The sequence below is a fragment of the Amycolatopsis dendrobii genome, from assembly GCF_014145675.1.
GTDB lineage: Bacteria > Actinomycetota > Actinomycetes > Mycobacteriales > Pseudonocardiaceae > Amycolatopsis > Amycolatopsis dendrobii.
Window position 1 is genome coordinate 386,735 of sequence record NZ_JACGZW010000003.1, and the last position, 17,261, is coordinate 403,995.

The following is a 17,261-nucleotide window of genomic DNA, read 5'->3' on the forward strand; positions in this document are numbered from 1 at the left end:
CCCCGCGTCCCGCCTCCACCTTCACGCGAACACCCGGAAGGAGGCCGATGGCCACGATCACACTGTCCGGCACCTTGCCGGGTGCCAGTCACAACGGACTCGGCGCTCTCACCGACGCCATCCTGAACGGAAACCCGGACGGCCACATGATCGTGGCGGCCGTGTCGCTGAGCAAAACCGTCAGCCACTCCGGCGGGCGGATCACGCTGACCGTCGCCATCGACGACATCGAAGCCTGCCTGCTCGGCACACCCGGATGGGACGTCGCGCGCGGGCTCCTCGACCAGCGAAGAGAAGACCGGACCGGAGAGACGGCTCTCCCGTTCGAGAAGACAGAGTGAAACTCTATCCCGCTCACGGAATCCCGTGCGGAATATGCGGATTCCCCGCTCAGGCATGGGCGCTGGGCGTCAATGCCAACTCGGCCAATTGCCGGTGCATACCGGTCCATCACAACCCGCAGGCAGGGATAACCAACGCAGCTACAGGAATCAACCCGAGCGCTCGCGGTCAAGTACGCCGTCCTGAAGGCGCTCAAAGCACGCATCAACGACCTGGAAACGGAGATCCGCGAGGAATTCCTGACCTTCCTCGACACCGGGGACAGCAAAGCGGCGACCTTGGACGACGGCACGCGCCTGGGCAAGGTCACCAAGGTCCGCGGCCGGACAAACCCTTGCGTCCAGAACGGAGCTGAGTTCCTGGCGTGGGTGGAGAAGAACCACCCCAGCGAGATTCTCCGCGACGTCCGCCCGGCGTTCCAGCACAAGATCCTGGAATCCGCCAAGCGACACGGTGAAGCCGTCGACCCCGCAACCGGCGAGATCGTTCCCGGGATCGGGTTCACCGAGGGAAACCCCTACATCTCTTTCCGTCCCGAACGAGGCTCGACCGTGATCATCGCCGAGCGCTGGCACGAGATCGCCGGCCCGTCCCTCCTGGACGGTGCCGAATGAACAACCCCGTCACGACAGAGCAAACCTCCACGGTCGTTCGAGCACTCGCCGACGTCATGGCCCAGGTCCGTTCCGTCTCCAAGGGAGACTGGAACGACCAGCAACGCTTCAACTTCCGCGGCATCGACGCAGTCATGAACGCGGTCGGTCCCGCGCTGCGCGATTGCGGGGTCGCGATCGTCCCCTTCGGCGTCGAAGTGCGCTATCGGGACATCACGTCCGCGCACGGCAAGCCCATGCGGGAGTGCACGGTCCTGGTGACCTACCGCGTCTACGGACCCGGCGGGGACCACCTCGACATCCAAGCCCCCGGCGAGTCCCTCGACGTCGGAGACAAAGGCACCGCCAAAGCCATGTCCGTGGCCATGCGGACCGCGCTCATCCAGGCCCTGTGCCTGCCGACGAGCGAACGGGACCCCGACCACGACAGCTACGAACGCGGCGAGGCGAAGTCGGGAACGGTCCTCGACCAGATCCGCGCCTACGCCACCGAGCAGGGCTTCGACCTGCACGCCGTCATGACCGACTTCCAGACCCGCATGGGCGAGGAAATCCAGGCCGCATCGGACCACCACCTGCGGATCTACCTCGACGATCTCAAGAAGTTCGGACTCTCGCACGAGCCGGAGAGGGACCCGGCATGACCGTGCTCACCCAGACGCAGGAGGCCGTCCTGCATTTCATTCGGGCGCACGTCAAGAACATCGGCTACCCGCCCACCGTTCGCGAGATCGCTGACGGGGTGCGTCTGCGGTCGGTGTCGTCCGTGCACCACCACCTCCGGACGTTGGAAGACCTCGGGTTCATCCGCCGGGACCACGGCCGTCCCCGGGGGCTGGTGATCCTCTCGGCGGAGGAGCCGTGACGGAACCGTTGGGACACCTCGGGACCGTCTCCCGTGCCTACCAGATCAAGGCCGGCGAGTTCGAGTCCGTTGCGATCGCGGCGGCGAAAGCCGAGGCGGCACACAAGGTCGCCCGAGCAAAAGCGATTCTCCGCGCACAGGCGGACGGCGAACGCGTCTCCCACGCCACCGCCGAAACCACAGCCGAGGCAGACGACGAAGTGGCAGCGCTCTACCTCGAACGCCTTGTCACCGCGGCGAAAGCGGACGCCCACAAAGAACAGCTCAAACAACTGCGCGAGCAGAACGCCAACGGCCGAACCATGGTCACCAGCGCCCGGGAGATCGACCGGATGCACGCCGAAGGCCGCGCAGAACTCTAGGCGAGAAAAGGAACAAGCATGCCTGACCCTCGGAACTGGCGTCTCGGTACGCCGTACCGCATCCACGGCTACGCCGAATCGCCCGGCTCCTTCGACGACGAGCCGATCTTCACTGCGATGAACCGCGTCATCGCCGAACAGATCATCGAAGACCACCGAGGAGCCCTTGCCGCGCGCCGCGAAGCCGAAGCGCTCGCCGAAAAGCTCAGGCGCGCCGACAAGGACAACGCATACCTCAGGAGCCAGCTCGACGCGGCGAAGGCCGACACCGCGAAGCTTCGAGCGGAAGCCCTCAGCGCCGTGGGCACGGCGCGCCGTGCCCACGCCGTCCTGGACGACTTGCTGAGGGGGCACGTGCGGCGACTGGCCGACAGCACGGACAGCGAGTCCGCCTGCGAATGAAGCCGGGCCTCGCGCGCAAGAAGCTCCTGAACCGCTCAGGGGGCCGGTGCGAAGTGTGCGGGCTGCGTCCCGCCCGCGAGGCGCAGCACCGCAAGAACCGTTCCCAGGGCGGCACGTGGGATCTGTCCAATCTCCTGCACGTCTGCGGCCACGGCAACCGCGACGGCTGTCACGGGCTCATTCACCAGAACCCGGAAACGGCCTATGCCAACGGCTGGAGCGTCCGCCAGCCCCGCAATCCCGCGGAGATGCCGGCGTGGCTGACCACCGAGCACGGCCGCATCTACGTGTGGCTCCACGACGACGGCACCGCTAGCCCGGTCGCGCTGCCGGAACTGGTCTACGGGGCGCTGAAAGCGGAGCGCATCTACGAAAGGGGCGCAGTATGACGGCCACGGTGCCGGGTTCCCTGCCGGACCACGTGAAGATCCACCCGGCGGCGGAGATCTTCCCCATGATGGCCGCGGACCGGCTCGCCGAACTTGTCCAGGACATCAAGGAAAACGGGCTTCTCGAATCGCTGACGACCGATCAGGACGGCGCGCTGATCGACGGTCGCAACAGATACCTCGCATGCGCGGAAGCGGGCGTGGAACCCCGCTATGCCACCTACAAGGGTGACCCGTGGCGCTACGTGATCTCGGCGAACCTCCACCGGCGGCACCTCACCGACACCCAGCGCGCCATGGTCGCGGGCAGGCTCGCATCCCGTCTACCGGGCCGTCCCTCGGAAAAGGCGTCATATGACGCAATTACCGAGACGAGCCCGACCCGGCGGGACGCGGCCGACCTGCTCCAGGTCTCCCCGGTCGCCGTCCAACGCGCCCGCCGGGTCCAGGCCAAAGGCAGCGAAGCCCTCAACCGGATGACCGAGGAGGGCCGGGTTCCGCTGTACACGGCGGTGCGCGTCGCCGACCTCGACGCGGACGAACAGGAAACGTTCGTGAAGCGGATCGACCGGGGCATCGCGCCGAGCCAAGCCGTCCCGACCAAGACGCCGCCGGTCGAGACATCCGCGCCGTCCGAGACGCCCGCCAAGCGCCGCCCCCGGCCGAAAGACGCTCGCGTCATCGCGGCGGACGCGCTCGACCGCATCGCCGTCGACATGGCCGGATTCGACGTCGCCCTCAAACAGGTCGAGGCGGTCGACCCGCATTCCACCGTCGAGGAGCGCGCCGCCTGGGTGCGCTCCATGACGAAAGGAATCCAGGCCCTCACCCGGGTTCGCAAGCTCATCAAGGAAACCCTCGACAGCTGAAAGGACATGCAGCCATGCCCACGCCGAAACCCGAACCCAACCAGCCCGTGCTGAAGCAGCTGCGCGCCGATCACCTCGGCGTCGACCCGCAGGTTCAGCGCAGCCTCGACCCGAACCGGGTCCGCAAGATCGCCGACAAGCTCAAGCGCGATGCGCTCGGCACGATCATCGTGTCCCTCCGCGACGACGGCACCTATCACATCGTGGACGGGCAGCACCGCGCCGCAGCCATGAAGCAGTGCGGCCTCGGCGATGAAATGATGGACTGCAAGGTGTTCTCCGGGCTCTCGCTCAGCGAAGAGGCGGAGCTTTTCCGGCTGTACAACGACACCCGGCAGATGCGACCCGTGATCAAATTCCGGGTCCGCGTCATCGAAGGCGACGAGACCGCGGTTCTCCTGCACTCCATTCTGGACGACTACGGCTGGAAGGTGACAGGTGCGTCCGGCAACGGATTCTTCCTCGCCGTGAACGCTCTGGAGAAGATCTACGACGGCGCCGGGCGGTGGGACGGCGGCCAGGCCGCAGCCTGCGACACCTTGATCAACGTCCTCACCACCGCCTGGGGCCACAACAAAGACGGCGTCCGCGCCGAACTGGTCGAGGGCATCGGGCTCGTGATCCTCCAGTACGGCGAGACTCTCGACTTCCGCAAGCTCTGCGTCGAACTCGGACGGCACGACGGCGGACCGGTCGGGGTCATCGGCGATGCACGCCAACTGAAGAAGCTGCGCTCCTGCCGCGTCGGCGACGCCATGGCCGAAGTCGTCGTCAGCATGGTCAACAAGGGCCGCAAGACCCGGAAAATCCCGGACTGGCGGCTCGTGGCCGCCTGACCCGCCGCCTCCGCACCACCTCTGCTCAGCCGCGACGCGGAAAGGAATGGCATCTCCATGTCGTGGGTGCGCCTGGACGACCAGTTCCCGATCCACAGGAAGGTGGACAGCTTGTCGGACCCAGCGTTCCGACTGCACGTGTCAGCGATCTGCTGGTGCGCACGCAACCTCACCGACGGTTGGGTGCCCGAAGCAGACCTCGACGCGGCAGCACCGCGAACGATGAAGCGTCCCGGCCGGTTCGTCGCCGAACTCGTGAGACGGGGTGTGTGGTCCACAGCCGCCGACGGATGGACGATCCACGACTACCTCGACTACCAGCCCAGCAAGGCCCGGGTCGAGGAAGACCGCAAGAAGAACGCGGAGCGGCAACGACGGTTCGCGTACCGCAAGAAGACGCGCGACCAGCAGAAGGGCCAAGCCCCTAACGCCGTTAGTAACGCGTTATCAACGCCGTTAGAGGACAAACCTAACGCCGTTGCTGACGGCGTTACTAACGCTACCCCGTCCCGTCCCGCCCCGAAGGGAGATAACTCCCTTCGGTCGTCATCTCCCTCTCCGCGCGGAGACCCGGACTTCGAGGCGTTCTACGCCGCGTACCCGAAACGCGTCGCCCGCAAAGCGGCCGAAGCCGCCTGGGCGAAGGCGATGAAGGACGGCGCGGACGCGGCCATGGTCATCGCCGGAGCGAAGCGGTACGCGGGCGAGCGGCACGACGAAAACCCGCGCTACACGAAGAACCCCGCGACCTGGCTCAACCAGGGCTGCTGGCTGGACGAGCCGCAAGTCCGGCAGCGGGAGCGAACCGTGACCGAGAACGACGAACGCATCGCGCAGTTCCTGCGAGGCTCGCCTGTCGCTAGAGGGCCGGAGCCGCCCCGCAGGGAATTGCCGCCAGGAGAAGCGCCATGACCCCGCACCCACCGACCGAGAGCGAGATACGCCAACTGCTGGCCATCGCCATGGCCTACGACCACCGCAAGCCGGGCGACGCCCAGGTGATGGCGTGGCACGAGGCGAGCCGCCGGGCGCTCTGGACGTTCGACGAGGCGCGCGAAGCGATCCTGAATCATTTCGCCACCTCGACCGCATACCTGATGCCCGGCCACGTCACGAGCCGCATCCGGGAGGCGCGCAGCCAGCCGCCGCCCCGCGCCGCGCTGCCCTCCCCACCGGCCAATCCGGCGAGCCCGGAGCGCATTCGCGTGATCGTCCGCGACCTCGCCGCCCGCCTGGGCTGGGTCGCCCGGCGACCGTCCCCACAGGAACAAGCGGCGCTGGCGTACGCGTGCCCGTACTGCCACGCCGCCGTCGGCCGCCGGTGCACGCGCCAGCTCGCGCGCGGGCACCGCCGCGGCCAGTACGTGGAGATCCGCGATCTCCATCCCTCGCGGGTCGAACTGGCCCGCGCCGACCAGGAAGGACAGCAATGACGAAAATTAAGGACGCCACCGACATCGTGAAGCTCCTCAACGCGGTGCTGATGGGGGTCAGCATCGGATTGACCGTCGCCAAGAGCATCCGCGAGACCTTCCGGGAGATGGCCGACGACCCGGACTTCCGCGCCAAGGTCGCCGCCGCCCGCGCCGCAAAGGCCAACTAAGTGGCGGGCGAAACGGAAATCACCGTCGTGGGAAACCTGACCGCGGAGCCGGAACTGAGGTTCACGCCCTCCGGCTCCGCCGTCGCGAACTTCACCATCGCCTCCACCCCGCGCACCCTCGACCGCCAGTCCGGCACGTGGAAGGACGGCGAGCCGCTGTTCCTGCGCTGCTCGTTGTGGAACCAGCAGGCCGAGAACCTGGCCGAGAGCCTCGTCCGGGGCTCGCGCGTCGTGGCGCGCGGCACGCTCCGCCAACGGTCGTACGAGAAGGACGGGGACAAGCGCACGGTCGTGGAGATGACCGTCAACGAGATCGGACCGTCGTTGCGCTACGCCACGGTGAAAGTGCAGAAAGCCGCGCGCTCGGGCGCGCAGGACGACGCCTGGACGACCCCAGCCGGCGATCCACCGTTCTAAATAGGACAGTCGATGACAAAGACAACTCCCGGCGGCGCGGAAGCCCGCGCGCTCGCCGACATCGAGCGGCACACCGAGGCAATTGCGGAACACCTGCGCAGCCTGAACGGCGGTCTGGTCGCCGCGACCCGCGCGCTCGTCAGCATCGGCGACGCGCTCAGGGACAGCAACGTCGCCCGCGACAGGTGGGCGCGCGCCGTCGTGCACGTGCTGGAAGACGCGAAAGGGGCGGGCGGTGCGGACACGAACAGCGGCTGAGATCGGCAGGTCCAACCGCAACCGCGGAGCCCAGGCCGAACGCGACCTCGCCAAATTCCTGCGCGCCTGGTGGCCGCGTGCCGAACGCGCCGTCGTCACCGGGTGGAAGACCAGTGACCGGGCCTCGGAGGACTGCGGCGACATCCGCGGCACGCCGGGGCTGGTGTGGCAGTGCAAGGCCGTCGCCGACATGAGCGACGCGGGCATCGAAGCGGCCCTTGTGGACACCGAGACGCAGGCGGTGGCGGCCGGAGCCGACTACGGCATCCTCGTGCACCGCCGCCCCGGCAAATCGGACCCGGCCCGATGGTGGGCGTACCTGCCCATCGGCGACCTCGGCCAGCTCGCCACCCGCGACCTCGGCAGCCCGCTGCGCCGCAGCTCGGTCGTCATCCCCGTCCGGCTCCAACTCCAGCACCTGGTGCCGCTGCTCCTCCGCGCCGGATACGGCACCCCCACATACGCGGAATCGGCGTGAGGGGATGCGCCTTGCCGATCGGCTTCGCCGCAGCCATGATCGGGTTGTTCCTCTGGACACTCGACCCTCAGGTGATGTGGATGGTGCTCGGATTCACCGTGACCATTCTGTGCTGGGTGCGATCGAATGCGACTGACGACGATGCGAACTAGCCGAAAATAGCAGAGGCCCCCGTGGTAGCCGGGGGCCTCTCGACAGGAACGCAGCCATAGACGTCCGTCCGGTGCCGACGTTACGCGACAACCGGGGAAGGGCGAAATGGAGCATCGATGCTACCGCGGCGAATTCTGCGCCGACCACGAAAAAGTCGATGGCCGCAGGGTCGGGAAGCACATCAATCCGGCCAGCGGACTGTGCGACACCTGCGCCCGTCAGGTTGAGCGCGCCATCGCCGAACTCCCCGCCGACTACGCCGCGCTCAACCTCATCCTGGGGAAGGGGTCGACCGTCGGCGGGGAGCCCGTGCGCATGACGCGGGAACTGCCGATCCCCCTGCGCCCGCACGTCGAAGCACTTCAGCGGGACATGGTCACGGAGACCGGGTTGTGGGCGGGCAGCGTCGCCGCCGTCCTCAACCACGAATGGCGGCTCGCCGGCCGCGTCCGGCCCGGCTGGTATCTGGACCGCTCCTGCAAACTCCTCGCCGGAGCGCAGTCCGTGTTTCTCGCGTTGCGCGACGAAAAGCACGTGCGCTGGGAGTACGGCCGCCGCGTCCTCGTGACCCGGGACGGGTTGGACGGCGCGCTGGAAATGCTCCGGCTCCGGCACAAGGCGCGCCTCTACTTGGGACAGACGCGGCTCGTGCACAAGCTCCCCGTGCCGTGCCCCCGGTGCGAGGCCATGGCGCTCGAACGGGAGGACGGGTCCGAGCTGATCGAGTGCAGCGAATGCGCTCGCCGTTACACGTGGTCGGAGTATGAAACCCTCTGCCTCGCCCTCGTCGATCGCAAGACGGTGACTGCCGTATGACCACCAACCGACATCGCACGTGGCCGTGGCCAGCGGATACGACGCTCGACCGCGCCCGCCGCGTCGCCCAGATCTACCGCCAGGCGCTACGCGCGGCAGATACCGAGGAGTGCCGCCGCGTGGATGCCCAGATGTCCGTAGCCGGCCAGGCGTGGGTTCTTCCCGCCGCGAGCACCCACGATCCGATGGACCTGGTCACCGTCGAAAAGGCGGCCGAGGAGATGCGTGTTGCCCGGCGGACCATCTACTCGTGGCGTGAGAAGGGCCTTCCAGTCATCGAAACGCCGGACGGCCCGCGGTATCGCGTCGCCGACCTGCGCGAGTACGTGACCGCTCAGCGCCGACGCAGGGCACGGAACGGCCACGTGTAACTCAGCGCACTGGGTCACCTCAGCCCTATGCGTGACAACCCGTGCTCCTCCCGGCCCCATGCCGCCACCTGGTAGAAACCTGACAGCGGTGCGCCGGTGTCAGGTTCTCATAGCCCAGATGAAGGTCTGGTGCTCCGGTTCGCTGGTACGTGCGAGTGAAAGATCAACAGCTGGCAGACAAGTCTCAGCCTGGTACTTGCGCGATGCAGTCGCATCTGGTTAGCCTCTGACACGTATGAGCGGCTCTGTGGCCGTTAATGCAACACTCAGGGGAGGGTGTAAATTATGAGGGGATTTTGCAGTATAACTTTTACGGATTACTCTAATCCAAATTTTCGGATCGAATAATAGGCGATCCCTCTCATTTTGCAGCCCCTTCTTGCAAGTTCTTATTTTTTACATACGGGCATCTTTGAACCTTTGCCCAATTGGCAGAACTTGCTTCATGCCGACCATGGGAAAACTGGTCAAAAATAACATTCAGGGAGATTGCGATGCGTTCCAGCAATGGAAAACTGATGCGGCGGGCCGGCGTGGTTCTGGCTGCGTCGATTACGACGTCATTGCTCGCAGTTGGCGTAGCTAGCGCAGACACGCAACCAGTGAGTTGCACAAACCACAACACACAGGCGGTGCTCTCAACACCTGACGGATATCTTTGCTTCGATGGAACTGGGCGCTCGTGGACCGGACGAATTGCTCGCGTGCTTGCGGTCTCCTCAGGCAACTATACCGTTGTTCTCTCTTACGACAACGGTGGTGGAGACCCGTTCACCCTCGGCCCGCACCAGCAGAGCAATCAAGTCGCCAACGCGCCCATCGTTGACGTGCAGCTTTTCTAGAGATTTGCGGATGCGCAGATAATCTACTCGCCCATGTCCGACGCCAGAAGGCAGCACAATGAAATGACCACGATATTTCGCAGGGCGCTGTCTTTCTGACGCATTACGCGACTCAATCAAACCAGTCAAGGTGATCAATTAAATTGAGAGCAATTCAGGGTATATTTCGCGCAGCGATAGGATCGGTCCTCCTGATAGGAGGGCTAACTGCGATGGGTGGCTCCGCCGACGCTTCCAGTGCGAGAGCAGCAGGCCCACTCGATCAATCTGGTTGCAATTACAATGTGTGCATCGGGGTCAACGGGAATGGAAACCACGTCCTTGTTGCACAAGTACGACCAGTGGACGACTACCATAACCCAATTACTCACGTAGCGATCGATCTCCGATACCCCGACGGTCGGGCTATTAGGCACGTCTTCGAGGGCCATTCAGCAGAAGATTACTTCGGAGTCGACCTTCCCGGCGCCTCCCAGCTTTGCGGGCAAATGTACAATAATGGTGTGGACATCGGCGGATATCCCTGCGTTTCGTTCCCGCTGTAGCTCAACAACGACACCCAAAAAGCCCGTTGAAGATGGGGCTCCACGGATTGCGCGCACCGTGGAGCCCCGTCGGCTGTCGAACGGAATTCGAGCAGGCGCACAGGTGCGGCCGATCTTCAGGAAGATCGCCGTCACCCGATCCGCGGAAGCGCAAGGCCGCCAGGCTTGAACGGCCGTTGCTAGTGATAGCGCATACACAGCCAGGCGGGACGTCGCGCGGCAGAGTGAAGTGGTTACCCAGAGTTGCAGATGCTTACGCCTCGCTCGACAGTTTCTCGTAGAGCCAAAGTTCCGCTGCATCGATCAGACTGGCCTCACATCGACCAGGCGTTAAACTCTGTCGTCCTCACTCTCGGCAGATAGGAGCTGAGCATGGCCGACGAAGACTCTGGCCGGTTCCGCGTGGTCGTCGAACTGGATGGAGACCAGATCTCGGTGACGCTTCATGCGAGCAAGGCATGGAAAGAACGCTTCCAAGTGGCATCTCCGGAGTCGCGCCGAAATTTTGCCGAAGGAGCCCGTGACGCAGCTTACAAAGCTCTGACAGATACCTTGCACGGTCTGTCGTTCAGCGGGGACACCTCCAAGGTCAGGACGATTCGTTCCTAATGCCTAAGACTCCGGCCGCCGACTGTAACCCAAATGACGCCTAACCGGCGGAACGCCTTGTCCACTGAGGCCGCCGCACCGAGCGCGAGCCACGTCGGGCCGCGCCACGTCCAGCGCAGGTCGCGCGGCAGCCGCCAGATGCGCTTGGAGATCTCTACGGGCTCGCCAACTGCGGGCTTGGCGGCGCGCGCGAAGGCGAGCGTGATCTTCGTGATTGCCCTCGACGAATAGGACGCAAGCGTCCATCGCGGTCAGCGCACGCGACAGCGCTGAAAGATAGTCCTGCCCGCTCTCTCCCGAGTCGATTCCGAAGTCGTCCACATCAACAATGACGCGCGGCATCTCGTCGGGCAACAGCTCCAGCAGGCGACTGGCCCACGCCCACGCTCCAGCGGGTGTTCCTGTGCCGGTCGCCGCGAACACGTTACGTTTCGCGGCCATGTCAGCCAGGTTCATGGCGTGTTCCGTTTCGGTGTGAGGGGTGGCACCCGGTCGCCCCCTACGGGACCGGGTGCCACCCGGGGCAGCCGGGTGCGGCGCGTCACCCGGCGGGTTTCTCCGCCCGCCATCGAGCCAGGAGGCTCTCGCCCGCCGACGTCAGCGTCATGCGGTAAAGCCGCTCGCGTTCGGGCAGGACAGTGCGTTCCGACGTCCACAGCGGCGCGACTTCCGGCAACGTCAGCCAGGTGTCGGCGGCGACGCCGACGCCTGCGGGCATCCACCGGCGACGGCCGTTCACCTCCGAGAGAACCGTGAAGTACTCCCGTCGCGCGATCGCCTCCAGCCATCTCAGGCGGGCTTTGGTCATGTGAAGCGGGTCCTGGACACGGCCAGGCATGGACGGCCTCCGATAGCAAATGAATTGCGTCGCATTGCGACGAAGAATGACGGAAACCGCTTCCGTGGCACAGGAAATCGGGAGCCGGGCAATGCGCGGGCGTGTGCACGATGGTACGGTTTCGCCCAGACGCCCCCTGCGCAAAATCGCGCAGGGCACTCCCTGTTCAGTCTCCCCCGAGGTGTTGCGCCGACGCCCCCGCGCCGGTCGGCGAAAAGCCTCTTTCTGCTCAGCCCACCGCCGAGAGTTCGCGGGACCGCCCGGCCCCGGACAGCGTGGCTTTCACCCGGTCAAGCTCGTGCCGCAGCAAGAATTCACGAGCTTCTGCGCGCGTCACCCGGAACCCTCGAACGTTGTAGTCGGGGTTGTCGTAGCGCACCTCCGGGTCAAGTTCCTCGAACTTCATCAGTCTCGGGCTCACGTAGAACAATTGGCGCACGTAGTATCCGCACCCGTTGTGGCAATGGAACTTCACGCAGTGGGTAGCCCGAGCATGGCCCCTGAGCTGCTCCAGGAAACCGCCGGTTCGTAGCTTTCGGCGGCGCACTGAAGGCTTGTCGACGTCATGACCCCAGCCCCGGCAGAAAAGCCACTCGAACGGGATGCTGGCCAAGTACTCGTCCTTGTCGGTCGCCGAGTTAGTCATGATTCTCCGTTCCTGTGCTGAGAAAGCGGGCGCGGCGTCGACATGAGACAGACGATCGCCGTCCTGGGGATTGAACTGATTTCGGTCGAGAGGTGCCGTACGGAGCCCGACGAGGGCACCGAGGCCGACCACGGAGCGGCGGGAGATCAGTTCGCCCGCCGCGTCCCACGTGGTCAGTGCTGCCGGGCGAAGAGCCCGGCGGAGTCACCGGCCGGACAGCTCCACCGTGCCGACCGACCCTCGCGGAACGGGTGCGGAAATCCGCCCGACCGCGACTATGTACCGCTCTTTCTCCGGCACACCGGAGACGACGAACCGCCCGACGCATCCGCCTGGCGTCGTGGTGACGTACATGCTCGCCGACCCGCCGAGCCCCGTCCCGTCCTCATCGGACACCGCCGGTGCCGGACGGTTCGCCAGCTCCGCGCACGAGGCCCAGACATGGCCGGACATCGTCACCGTGTCCGGCCGCAGCAACGCGCCTCCCAGACACCACCCGAGCACGGCCAGTGCCGCGAGGTACAGCACGGCCCTCTTCACGGCTCGCCTACACCTCGATGCCGCGGTCCCGGAGGAGTTTCCCCGGGTCGGCTCCGGACAGCTCGGCCAGCTGCTCCACCAGCACTTCGACAACGCGCTCCAACTGGGTGACGCGCTGCTTCAGCAGGCCGCCGTCCGCGGGCCTCGCTGACACGGGCGGCAGCGAGAAGGCCGGCGTTTCCTTCGGCGTGCGCGGCGAGGAAACGGCGAGCGGCGAGGTGGTCTTCGCGTACATCTTCGTCGCCGTCCGCTGCGCCGTCGGCTTCCTCGGCTTCGGCTTCGACTTGGGACCGGATGCGGCATTTTCCCAGTACTCCGGGTCGACGTCTTCCGCGTAGTACTGGTCGACGAGGCTGCCTTGCGGCAGCTCCAGGGCTGTTTCCAGCTCCGGAATCCGAGCCGGAGGCTTCGACGCCTCCGGCAGCCAGTACACCGTGTTCCGCGCAGTGCCGATGCTGACCTCCCAGCTGTCGGCCAGCTTCTTGTAGGTGAGCCCCATCTGCCCCATGCGCTCGCGCAGTTTCCGGCCCATGAACTGGATCCGCTCCGCGCTCGGGTATTCGGTCTCCACGACTGAGGCCGTCATGAACTCTCCATTTCTTTCGGAATATTGTTGCTGTGCGACAAGGCGCAGGCGGCGTCATCGCCCCGCGCCCCCGTCGCGCCGACCCCCCGCGCCAGTCGCGGAAAGTCGCCCGGTGTTGAAACTCGACTCGCAACGCGACGTTAGAACTTGATCTCGGAAATTTCTACCGAAATCGGCTGCGCCATTCCGGTGATTCCATCGGTTACCCTGCGTGATTTACCCAGCCCTGTAGCGGTCTCCCGAGCGGGCTACCCCATCTGGAGGTTGACAGCTCACTCCTCCTGCTTGGCGTCGGTCTGCGCGGAAATTATGCGGCTGACCTGCACGGCGGTCCGGTCGAACATCTTTCCGAGTTGCGTGTGGTTGTACTTCTCGGCAAGATGCGCGATCTTTTCGTCCCTCAAACGGCGTATCGCCGACCGCTGGTCTTCCGCCAGGGCCAATGCGTATTTCAGCTGCTCGACCTGCTTGTCGGCCGCAGCCAGCAGGGCGACCAGCGGATCGTGCTCGATCTCGACGACGAGCGGACCCCGATCTTCGGGGTTGATCGAGGTCACCAGCGGCGGCCCTGCCGCGATTGCCTGGGAGCACTGGCGCATGAGGACTCGTGCCGAGTTCCGCAGCCCGCGCGAGGACTCGCCCGCATCCGACGGGTTCATGATCCGATCGGCCGCGTCGCGCAGCGTCTCCAATTCGTCGGACGTGAGCGCGGCCGCGAGCACCGACCCGTCACTCTGCCGCTTGAGCGAGTGCAGGTGCCGGTACAGCGTCACCGCAGGCTCCTCGCCCTCCCGGTACGGCTCCAGCGCCGCGGCACCCTCTTCGCTCTCCATGAGCCAGTCCAGGATGCCCTGGTTGATGCGTACTGCCTTGCTTGCCAACCGTCTTTCTCCTTCTCTCGCCCGTCGCGGACGGGTGTGCCAGGGCTGGGGAGTTCCCTCAGCCGGCTGGGTGGTGGCTTCTGGGCCGCCCGGCCGCCGTCACTGGACATCCCAGTGCGCGAGATGCTCGCGAACCTGCTCCAGCTTCTCGCCGTTGCCGCCGACCGCGCTCACGAGCTGCTCCAGCAGCAGAGCCTGACGGCGGCTCTCCCGGAGCATCCGAACCCTCCATCTGACCTCGCTGGCGCAGTCCTCGACTTCGCGCAAGGTGAGTTCGGGGTAGTGCTTGTCGGGATGTTTGATCTCCATGGTTCTCCTTACGGTGGTCGGCTCCGGTGCCGACCAAACGTTACGGCTTTCGCCGATGCCACCGCTTGGTGTCGGCCATGTAGCCACGCACCCGGCCGACTCCCGATGAGTCGGCCGCGAGCGAGGTCACACAGTCCCGTCAGCGAAGCGGGCGGCAAAGTCTTCCGCGTGCCACGCTTCCCGCATGGGCGGAAGGGCTTCCGCGACGCTCGACAGGAGCGCCTGGTCGAGCAGCTCCCGCGCACGGTCCTCGTTGCCCTTGGTGAGCTTCAGGAGGATCTCCACCACTGCCTGAGTCACGGCCGCGGCGCGGTCGGCGTCCAGACGCAGCGTGGAAACGAGAGGTTCAGCGGCTTCGACAGCGTGCCGCCGCTCGGCCGTGACTGTGCGCCGTGCATAGGCAGTCGCCGAACCGGGAGCGGCGAGATAGTCCAGAACCGGCAACCCCATCCGCCACGCGGCGTCAGCCATGTCGACCGGTGGCGGTTCGGTGCGGCCTTGCTCGGCCCATCCCTCGTAAAGGTCGAACTCCCAGAAGAACGGGACGTCGTCGACGTCGCGCCCGACCACTTGAACCCCGATCGTCCGGTGGTCGGCGCGAAACACGCGAGTGGCACCGCGCGGGCGCGCGAGGTACTCGGGCGAGTCCGGGTTGCAGGTGCGCAGGAGCTTGGACATCTGTTCATCGGTGTATTCGTTCCAGACCTGTCCCGTGTCGGGGTCGCGTCTGATCCACTTTCCAGGCATGAGCGGGTTCCTCCTTTGTGTTGGCTCGTGTAGCCACGCCTCGCGGCCGACTTAGCAGGTTCGGCAGCGAGCGAAGACGCGCGAGCGTCCGGGCGCTTGAGCAGCGGTGTGCTAGCCGACGAACTCCGCGTTGCCCGCAGGATCGACGGCGATCAGCCCGGCTTTGAGCAGCCGCTCGTATCCGGCTGCCGCGGTCGGGTTCGCAAGCAGCCAAGCCCGGGTGCGTTGGCCGCGCGGGTAGTGGTGGCCGAGGTACTCCCAGCGACCGGCTGTGTGCCTGAGATTCCCGGACGCCTTGAGGTTCATCAGCAACAGGAAGTCCCGTGCGCGGTTCGCTTCGTCGGTCATGCGGTTTCCACGACCACGGTCACTGCGGTGTCGGCGGGGCCGGTCACTGAGGCGGTGCCGTCCCGGTGCAGTGTGACCACGATGGGCCGGTCGCTGTCGAGGATCTCCTCCGCGCACTTCGAGTGAAGCGCGTACGGCGCTTCCTCCACGGTTTCGCTGGGATAGCGGGCGATGACCGCGACGCTGTTCCTGGGGAACACCCCCTCGCAGTGCCAGCAGTCGAAGACCTCATAGTCGTGCGGATTGCCGGTCGTCACGACGAGCAGCGGACCGATTTCCATCTTCGGCTCGACCGTCGTCGGCGGCGGCGAGGGCGCGGACGCCGTGCGACGCACGATGTCGCCTGCGGAGCGTTGCCATGCGCGCGGAAGCGGCGCACCGGTCGAGAGTGCTGCGTCCAGGGCCTCGATCGACTCGCGGAGCCCCGAGAGTAAACGTTTTGGCGCACCGTCAGCCTCGGCGAGCAGGCCGCGCAGGCGGGTCAGCAATTCGTCGGTGGTGTGCCGAAGCTGTTCCATCATTCTTCCTTTCGACAAGGGCGTTCGATGAACGCCTCGGTGTACTCAGTTCCGCTCACCGCGGCCGATATCGGGGTGTAACAGCCCCAGCAGACGTTCGCGACCAAGCCTGTGGTGAACTCCAGTCGCAACGTGGCGGGCTCCATGCATGGGATGCCTGCGTCGTTCGTGGTCTCGCACAGCGGATTGGCCGGGTCTTCCACGTACAGATATTCGGGATCGTCTTCTAAGCGACGGTCGTTGGTGAACGACCGCAGCCACGCCTGCACGGTGACGCCGGGGCGGTCGTCCACCCATTTCCGAGTTCCGGCCCTGGTGCTGTCCCAGAAGTAGGCTGCGGAGAAACTCCGGTAACCGGTAACCACAACTCCCCAGGGTGCTCGCACGATGGGGTCGGTGAAGTCGATGTGCTTCTCCACGCACCGCGGATGGAAGGCCACCACCGTGAACGGGTCAGTTTCACGTGCGGCGTAGACGATCTCCGTCCCCGGCCGGAACGTGCCGTGCTCGGCTCGGGCGTGCGGCTTCCATTGCCAATCGGCGCACCAGCACATCAGCCCGCGCGCTCCCACAGCCTCAACGACCGCGACGACCTTCAGGCCGTCGCCGATGTCATCCCCGACGGACCACGTGGGATCTTCAACCGAAGCCGCGTCAGTCATCTGTCTTGCTCTCCGGTGTCCGGAGTTTCAACCGGACAGTCACGGTGCCAGTCTGACCAACGTCGCTCCCTGGACCTGTCACGCTGGCTGTACCGTCCGGATGGACGGTGACTACCAACGGAACACAGCGCTTGCGGTATTGCTCGGCGCAGCGTTCGTGGAACCCGCGAAGGTCCGCCGGGTCGTCGTCTGGTCCGCCGTAACGGACGACCGGGCCAGTTTGTCCGTCAAGGAATGCCTTTCCGCATTCCCAGCAGTGATAGACGTCGTGGTCTTCCAAGTCGCCGAACGCCACAACGATGCTGTCGCCCAAGGTGTCGCCGGGCACCAGACTCGCGATGTCCGGACCGAGCGGCGGACAGATGACAGGGCACACAGTCTCAGTGATCATTGAGATTCCCTACTTCCTTTCTTC

The 17,261-nt window shown here is 65.6% G+C and carries 30 protein-coding genes; 18 read left to right on the top strand and 12 right to left on the bottom strand.

Features of this window, described 5'->3' with window-relative positions:
* Positions 1–47 precede the first annotated feature (47 nt).
* The 17 genes from H4281_RS10000 to H4281_RS10080 all read left to right on the top strand — a co-directional run bounded on the left by H4281_RS10000 (position 48) and on the right by H4281_RS10080 (position 8,775).
* Positions 48–341, top strand: a complete 294-nt coding sequence (locus tag H4281_RS10000) for a hypothetical protein (protein WP_182890581.1) — start codon at positions 48–50, stop codon at positions 339–341.
* Positions 342–620: 279 nt separating this feature from the next.
* On the top strand, positions 621–956 hold the full coding sequence (locus H4281_RS10005) for a hypothetical protein (RefSeq protein ID WP_182890582.1): 336 nt from the start codon (positions 621–623) through the stop codon (positions 954–956).
* Positions 953–1,600, top strand: coding sequence for an ERF family protein (locus H4281_RS10010; protein ID WP_182890583.1), 648 nt, complete (start codon positions 953–955; stop codon positions 1,598–1,600). Before H4281_RS10005 ends, H4281_RS10010 begins: the two co-directional genes overlap by 4 nt.
* A complete protein-coding gene (locus tag H4281_RS10015; RefSeq protein ID WP_182890584.1) occupies positions 1,597–1,821 on the top strand; it encodes a LexA family protein in 225 nt (74 codons plus the stop codon). Before H4281_RS10010 ends, H4281_RS10015 begins: the two co-directional genes overlap by 4 nt.
* On the top strand, positions 1,818–2,183 hold the full coding sequence (locus tag H4281_RS10020; protein ID WP_182890585.1) for a hypothetical protein: 366 nt from the start codon (positions 1,818–1,820) through the stop codon (positions 2,181–2,183). Before H4281_RS10015 ends, H4281_RS10020 begins: the two co-directional genes overlap by 4 nt.
* A gap of 18 nt (positions 2,184–2,201) precedes the next feature.
* Positions 2,202–2,585, top strand: coding sequence for a hypothetical protein (locus tag H4281_RS10025; protein ID WP_182890586.1), 384 nt, complete (start codon positions 2,202–2,204; stop codon positions 2,583–2,585).
* Positions 2,582–2,974: an HNH endonuclease gene (locus H4281_RS10030; protein WP_182890587.1), complete on the top strand. Its 393-nt coding sequence runs from the start codon at positions 2,582–2,584 to the stop codon at positions 2,972–2,974. The genes H4281_RS10025 and H4281_RS10030 overlap by 4 nt, the downstream gene beginning before the upstream one ends.
* On the top strand, positions 2,971–3,843 hold the full coding sequence (locus H4281_RS10035; RefSeq protein ID WP_182890588.1) for a ParB N-terminal domain-containing protein: 873 nt from the start codon (positions 2,971–2,973) through the stop codon (positions 3,841–3,843). The genes H4281_RS10030 and H4281_RS10035 overlap by 4 nt, the downstream gene beginning before the upstream one ends.
* A 14-nt stretch (positions 3,844–3,857) precedes the next feature.
* Positions 3,858–4,679 (top strand): DUF6551 family protein, encoded by an 822-nt coding sequence (locus tag H4281_RS10040; RefSeq protein ID WP_182890589.1) that lies wholly within the window; start codon positions 3,858–3,860, stop codon positions 4,677–4,679.
* Positions 4,680–4,862: 183 nt separating this feature from the next.
* On the top strand, positions 4,863–5,591 hold the full coding sequence (locus H4281_RS10045; protein WP_182890590.1) for an LvrA C-terminal domain-related protein: 729 nt from the start codon (positions 4,863–4,865) through the stop codon (positions 5,589–5,591).
* Positions 5,588–6,112, top strand: coding sequence for a zinc finger domain-containing protein (locus tag H4281_RS10050; protein WP_182890591.1), 525 nt, complete (start codon positions 5,588–5,590; stop codon positions 6,110–6,112). The genes H4281_RS10045 and H4281_RS10050 overlap by 4 nt, the downstream gene beginning before the upstream one ends.
* Positions 6,109–6,282: a hypothetical protein gene (locus H4281_RS10055; RefSeq protein WP_182890592.1), complete on the top strand. Its 174-nt coding sequence runs from the start codon at positions 6,109–6,111 to the stop codon at positions 6,280–6,282. Before H4281_RS10050 ends, H4281_RS10055 begins: the two co-directional genes overlap by 4 nt.
* Positions 6,283–6,699 (top strand): single-stranded DNA-binding protein, encoded by a 417-nt coding sequence (locus H4281_RS10060; protein WP_182890593.1) that lies wholly within the window; start codon positions 6,283–6,285, stop codon positions 6,697–6,699. It begins immediately after the preceding gene.
* 12 nt (positions 6,700–6,711) lie between these two features.
* Positions 6,712–6,957, top strand: a complete 246-nt coding sequence (locus H4281_RS10065; RefSeq protein WP_182890594.1) for a hypothetical protein — start codon at positions 6,712–6,714, stop codon at positions 6,955–6,957.
* Entirely contained in the window at positions 6,935–7,435 is a 501-nt protein-coding gene (locus H4281_RS10070; protein WP_182890595.1) for a hypothetical protein, read from the top strand. Before H4281_RS10065 ends, H4281_RS10070 begins: the two co-directional genes overlap by 23 nt.
* Before the next feature lie 258 nt (positions 7,436–7,693).
* Positions 7,694–8,404 carry a hypothetical protein gene (locus H4281_RS10075; protein WP_182890596.1) on the top strand — a complete coding sequence of 237 codons (711 nt, stop codon included), beginning with the start codon at positions 7,694–7,696 and terminating at the stop codon, positions 8,402–8,404.
* A complete protein-coding gene (locus H4281_RS10080; protein WP_182890597.1) occupies positions 8,401–8,775 on the top strand; it encodes a helix-turn-helix domain-containing protein in 375 nt (124 codons plus the stop codon). Before H4281_RS10075 ends, H4281_RS10080 begins: the two co-directional genes overlap by 4 nt.
* A 719-nt stretch (positions 8,776–9,494) precedes the next feature.
* Here H4281_RS10080 and H4281_RS10085 read toward each other — a convergent pair.
* Positions 9,495–9,755, bottom strand: coding sequence for a hypothetical protein (locus H4281_RS10085; RefSeq protein ID WP_182890598.1), 261 nt, complete (start codon positions 9,753–9,755; stop codon positions 9,495–9,497).
* Between the two features lie 779 nt (positions 9,756–10,534).
* Between H4281_RS10085 and H4281_RS10090 the strand changes: the two genes are divergently transcribed.
* Positions 10,535–10,771: a hypothetical protein gene (locus H4281_RS10090; protein WP_182890599.1), complete on the top strand. Its 237-nt coding sequence runs from the start codon at positions 10,535–10,537 to the stop codon at positions 10,769–10,771.
* Between the two features lie 541 nt (positions 10,772–11,312).
* Here H4281_RS10090 and H4281_RS10095 read toward each other — a convergent pair.
* The 11 genes from H4281_RS10095 to H4281_RS10145 form a co-directional block, all read right to left on the bottom strand.
* Positions 11,313–11,579 (bottom strand): hypothetical protein, encoded by a 267-nt coding sequence (locus tag H4281_RS10095; RefSeq protein ID WP_182890600.1) that lies wholly within the window; start codon positions 11,577–11,579, stop codon positions 11,313–11,315.
* Positions 11,580–11,838: 259 nt separating this feature from the next.
* Entirely contained in the window at positions 11,839–12,255 is a 417-nt protein-coding gene (locus H4281_RS10100; protein WP_182890601.1) for a hypothetical protein, read from the bottom strand.
* Positions 12,256–12,459: 204 nt separating this feature from the next.
* Positions 12,460–12,795 carry a hypothetical protein gene (locus H4281_RS10105; protein WP_182890602.1) on the bottom strand — a complete coding sequence of 112 codons (336 nt, stop codon included), beginning with the start codon at positions 12,793–12,795 and terminating at the stop codon, positions 12,460–12,462.
* 7 nt (positions 12,796–12,802) lie between these two features.
* The gene (locus H4281_RS10110; RefSeq protein ID WP_182890603.1) at positions 12,803–13,381 is read right to left on the bottom strand and encodes a hypothetical protein; all 579 of its coding nucleotides are present in this window, start codon (positions 13,379–13,381) and stop codon (positions 12,803–12,805) included.
* Between the two features lie 272 nt (positions 13,382–13,653).
* Positions 13,654–14,262: a hypothetical protein gene (locus tag H4281_RS10115; protein WP_182890604.1), complete on the bottom strand. Its 609-nt coding sequence runs from the start codon at positions 14,260–14,262 to the stop codon at positions 13,654–13,656.
* Positions 14,263–14,361: 99 nt separating this feature from the next.
* Positions 14,362–14,571, bottom strand: a complete 210-nt coding sequence (locus tag H4281_RS10120) for a hypothetical protein (protein WP_182890605.1) — start codon at positions 14,569–14,571, stop codon at positions 14,362–14,364.
* A gap of 126 nt (positions 14,572–14,697) precedes the next feature.
* Positions 14,698–15,249 carry a hypothetical protein gene (locus H4281_RS10125; RefSeq protein WP_182890606.1) on the bottom strand — a complete coding sequence of 184 codons (552 nt, stop codon included), beginning with the start codon at positions 15,247–15,249 and terminating at the stop codon, positions 14,698–14,700.
* A gap of 180 nt (positions 15,250–15,429) precedes the next feature.
* On the bottom strand, positions 15,430–15,666 hold the full coding sequence (locus tag H4281_RS10130) for a hypothetical protein (protein ID WP_182890607.1): 237 nt from the start codon (positions 15,664–15,666) through the stop codon (positions 15,430–15,432).
* Positions 15,663–16,184, bottom strand: coding sequence for a hypothetical protein (locus H4281_RS10135; protein ID WP_182890608.1), 522 nt, complete (start codon positions 16,182–16,184; stop codon positions 15,663–15,665). The genes H4281_RS10130 and H4281_RS10135 overlap by 4 nt, the downstream gene beginning before the upstream one ends.
* Positions 16,184–16,846, bottom strand: a complete 663-nt coding sequence (locus H4281_RS10140; protein ID WP_182890609.1) for a hypothetical protein — start codon at positions 16,844–16,846, stop codon at positions 16,184–16,186. Before H4281_RS10140 ends, H4281_RS10135 begins: the two co-directional genes overlap by 1 nt.
* Positions 16,839–17,237, bottom strand: coding sequence for a hypothetical protein (locus tag H4281_RS10145; RefSeq protein WP_182890610.1), 399 nt, complete (start codon positions 17,235–17,237; stop codon positions 16,839–16,841). The genes H4281_RS10140 and H4281_RS10145 overlap by 8 nt, the downstream gene beginning before the upstream one ends.
* Positions 17,238–17,261: the final 24 nt, after the last annotated feature.

What these genes read in the sequence shown, in the direction of transcription:
- H4281_RS10135 (WP_182890608.1), bottom strand. Translation starts at nt 16,184, where the DNA reads ATGGAACAGCTTCGGCACACCACCGACGAATTGCTGACCCGCCTGCGC.
- H4281_RS10140 (WP_182890609.1), bottom strand. Translation starts at nt 16,846, where the DNA reads ATGACTGACGCGGCTTCGGTTGAAGATCCCACGTGGTCCGTCGGGGAT.
- H4281_RS10025 (WP_182890586.1), top strand. Translation starts at nt 2,202, where the DNA reads ATGCCTGACCCTCGGAACTGGCGTCTCGGTACGCCGTACCGCATCCAC.
- H4281_RS10110 (WP_182890603.1), bottom strand. Translation starts at nt 13,381, where the DNA reads ATGACGGCCTCAGTCGTGGAGACCGAATACCCGAGCGCGGAGCGGATC.
- H4281_RS10095 (WP_182890600.1), bottom strand. Translation starts at nt 11,579, where the DNA reads ATGACCAAAGCCCGCCTGAGATGGCTGGAGGCGATCGCGCGACGGGAG.
- H4281_RS10090 (WP_182890599.1), top strand. Translation starts at nt 10,535, where the DNA reads ATGGCCGACGAAGACTCTGGCCGGTTCCGCGTGGTCGTCGAACTGGAT.
- H4281_RS10055 (WP_182890592.1), top strand. Translation starts at nt 6,109, where the DNA reads ATGACGAAAATTAAGGACGCCACCGACATCGTGAAGCTCCTCAACGCG.
- H4281_RS10130 (WP_182890607.1), bottom strand. Translation starts at nt 15,666, where the DNA reads ATGACCGACGAAGCGAACCGCGCACGGGACTTCCTGTTGCTGATGAAC.
- H4281_RS10100 (WP_182890601.1), bottom strand. Translation starts at nt 12,255, where the DNA reads ATGACTAACTCGGCGACCGACAAGGACGAGTACTTGGCCAGCATCCCG.
- H4281_RS10050 (WP_182890591.1), top strand. Translation starts at nt 5,588, where the DNA reads ATGACCCCGCACCCACCGACCGAGAGCGAGATACGCCAACTGCTGGCC.
- H4281_RS10010 (WP_182890583.1), top strand. Translation starts at nt 953, where the DNA reads ATGAACAACCCCGTCACGACAGAGCAAACCTCCACGGTCGTTCGAGCA.
- H4281_RS10040 (WP_182890589.1), top strand. Translation starts at nt 3,858, where the DNA reads ATGCCCACGCCGAAACCCGAACCCAACCAGCCCGTGCTGAAGCAGCTG.
- H4281_RS10080 (WP_182890597.1), top strand. Translation starts at nt 8,401, where the DNA reads ATGACCACCAACCGACATCGCACGTGGCCGTGGCCAGCGGATACGACG.
- H4281_RS10145 (WP_182890610.1), bottom strand. Translation starts at nt 17,237, where the DNA reads ATGATCACTGAGACTGTGTGCCCTGTCATCTGTCCGCCGCTCGGTCCG.
- H4281_RS10030 (WP_182890587.1), top strand. Translation starts at nt 2,582, where the DNA reads ATGAAGCCGGGCCTCGCGCGCAAGAAGCTCCTGAACCGCTCAGGGGGC.
- H4281_RS10075 (WP_182890596.1), top strand. Translation starts at nt 7,694, where the DNA reads ATGGAGCATCGATGCTACCGCGGCGAATTCTGCGCCGACCACGAAAAA.
- H4281_RS10000 (WP_182890581.1), top strand. Translation starts at nt 48, where the DNA reads ATGGCCACGATCACACTGTCCGGCACCTTGCCGGGTGCCAGTCACAAC.
- H4281_RS10120 (WP_182890605.1), bottom strand. Translation starts at nt 14,571, where the DNA reads ATGGAGATCAAACATCCCGACAAGCACTACCCCGAACTCACCTTGCGC.
- H4281_RS10065 (WP_182890594.1), top strand. Translation starts at nt 6,712, where the DNA reads ATGACAAAGACAACTCCCGGCGGCGCGGAAGCCCGCGCGCTCGCCGAC.
- H4281_RS10125 (WP_182890606.1), bottom strand. Translation starts at nt 15,249, where the DNA reads ATGTCCAAGCTCCTGCGCACCTGCAACCCGGACTCGCCCGAGTACCTC.
- H4281_RS10035 (WP_182890588.1), top strand. Translation starts at nt 2,971, where the DNA reads ATGACGGCCACGGTGCCGGGTTCCCTGCCGGACCACGTGAAGATCCAC.
- H4281_RS10015 (WP_182890584.1), top strand. Translation starts at nt 1,597, where the DNA reads ATGACCGTGCTCACCCAGACGCAGGAGGCCGTCCTGCATTTCATTCGG.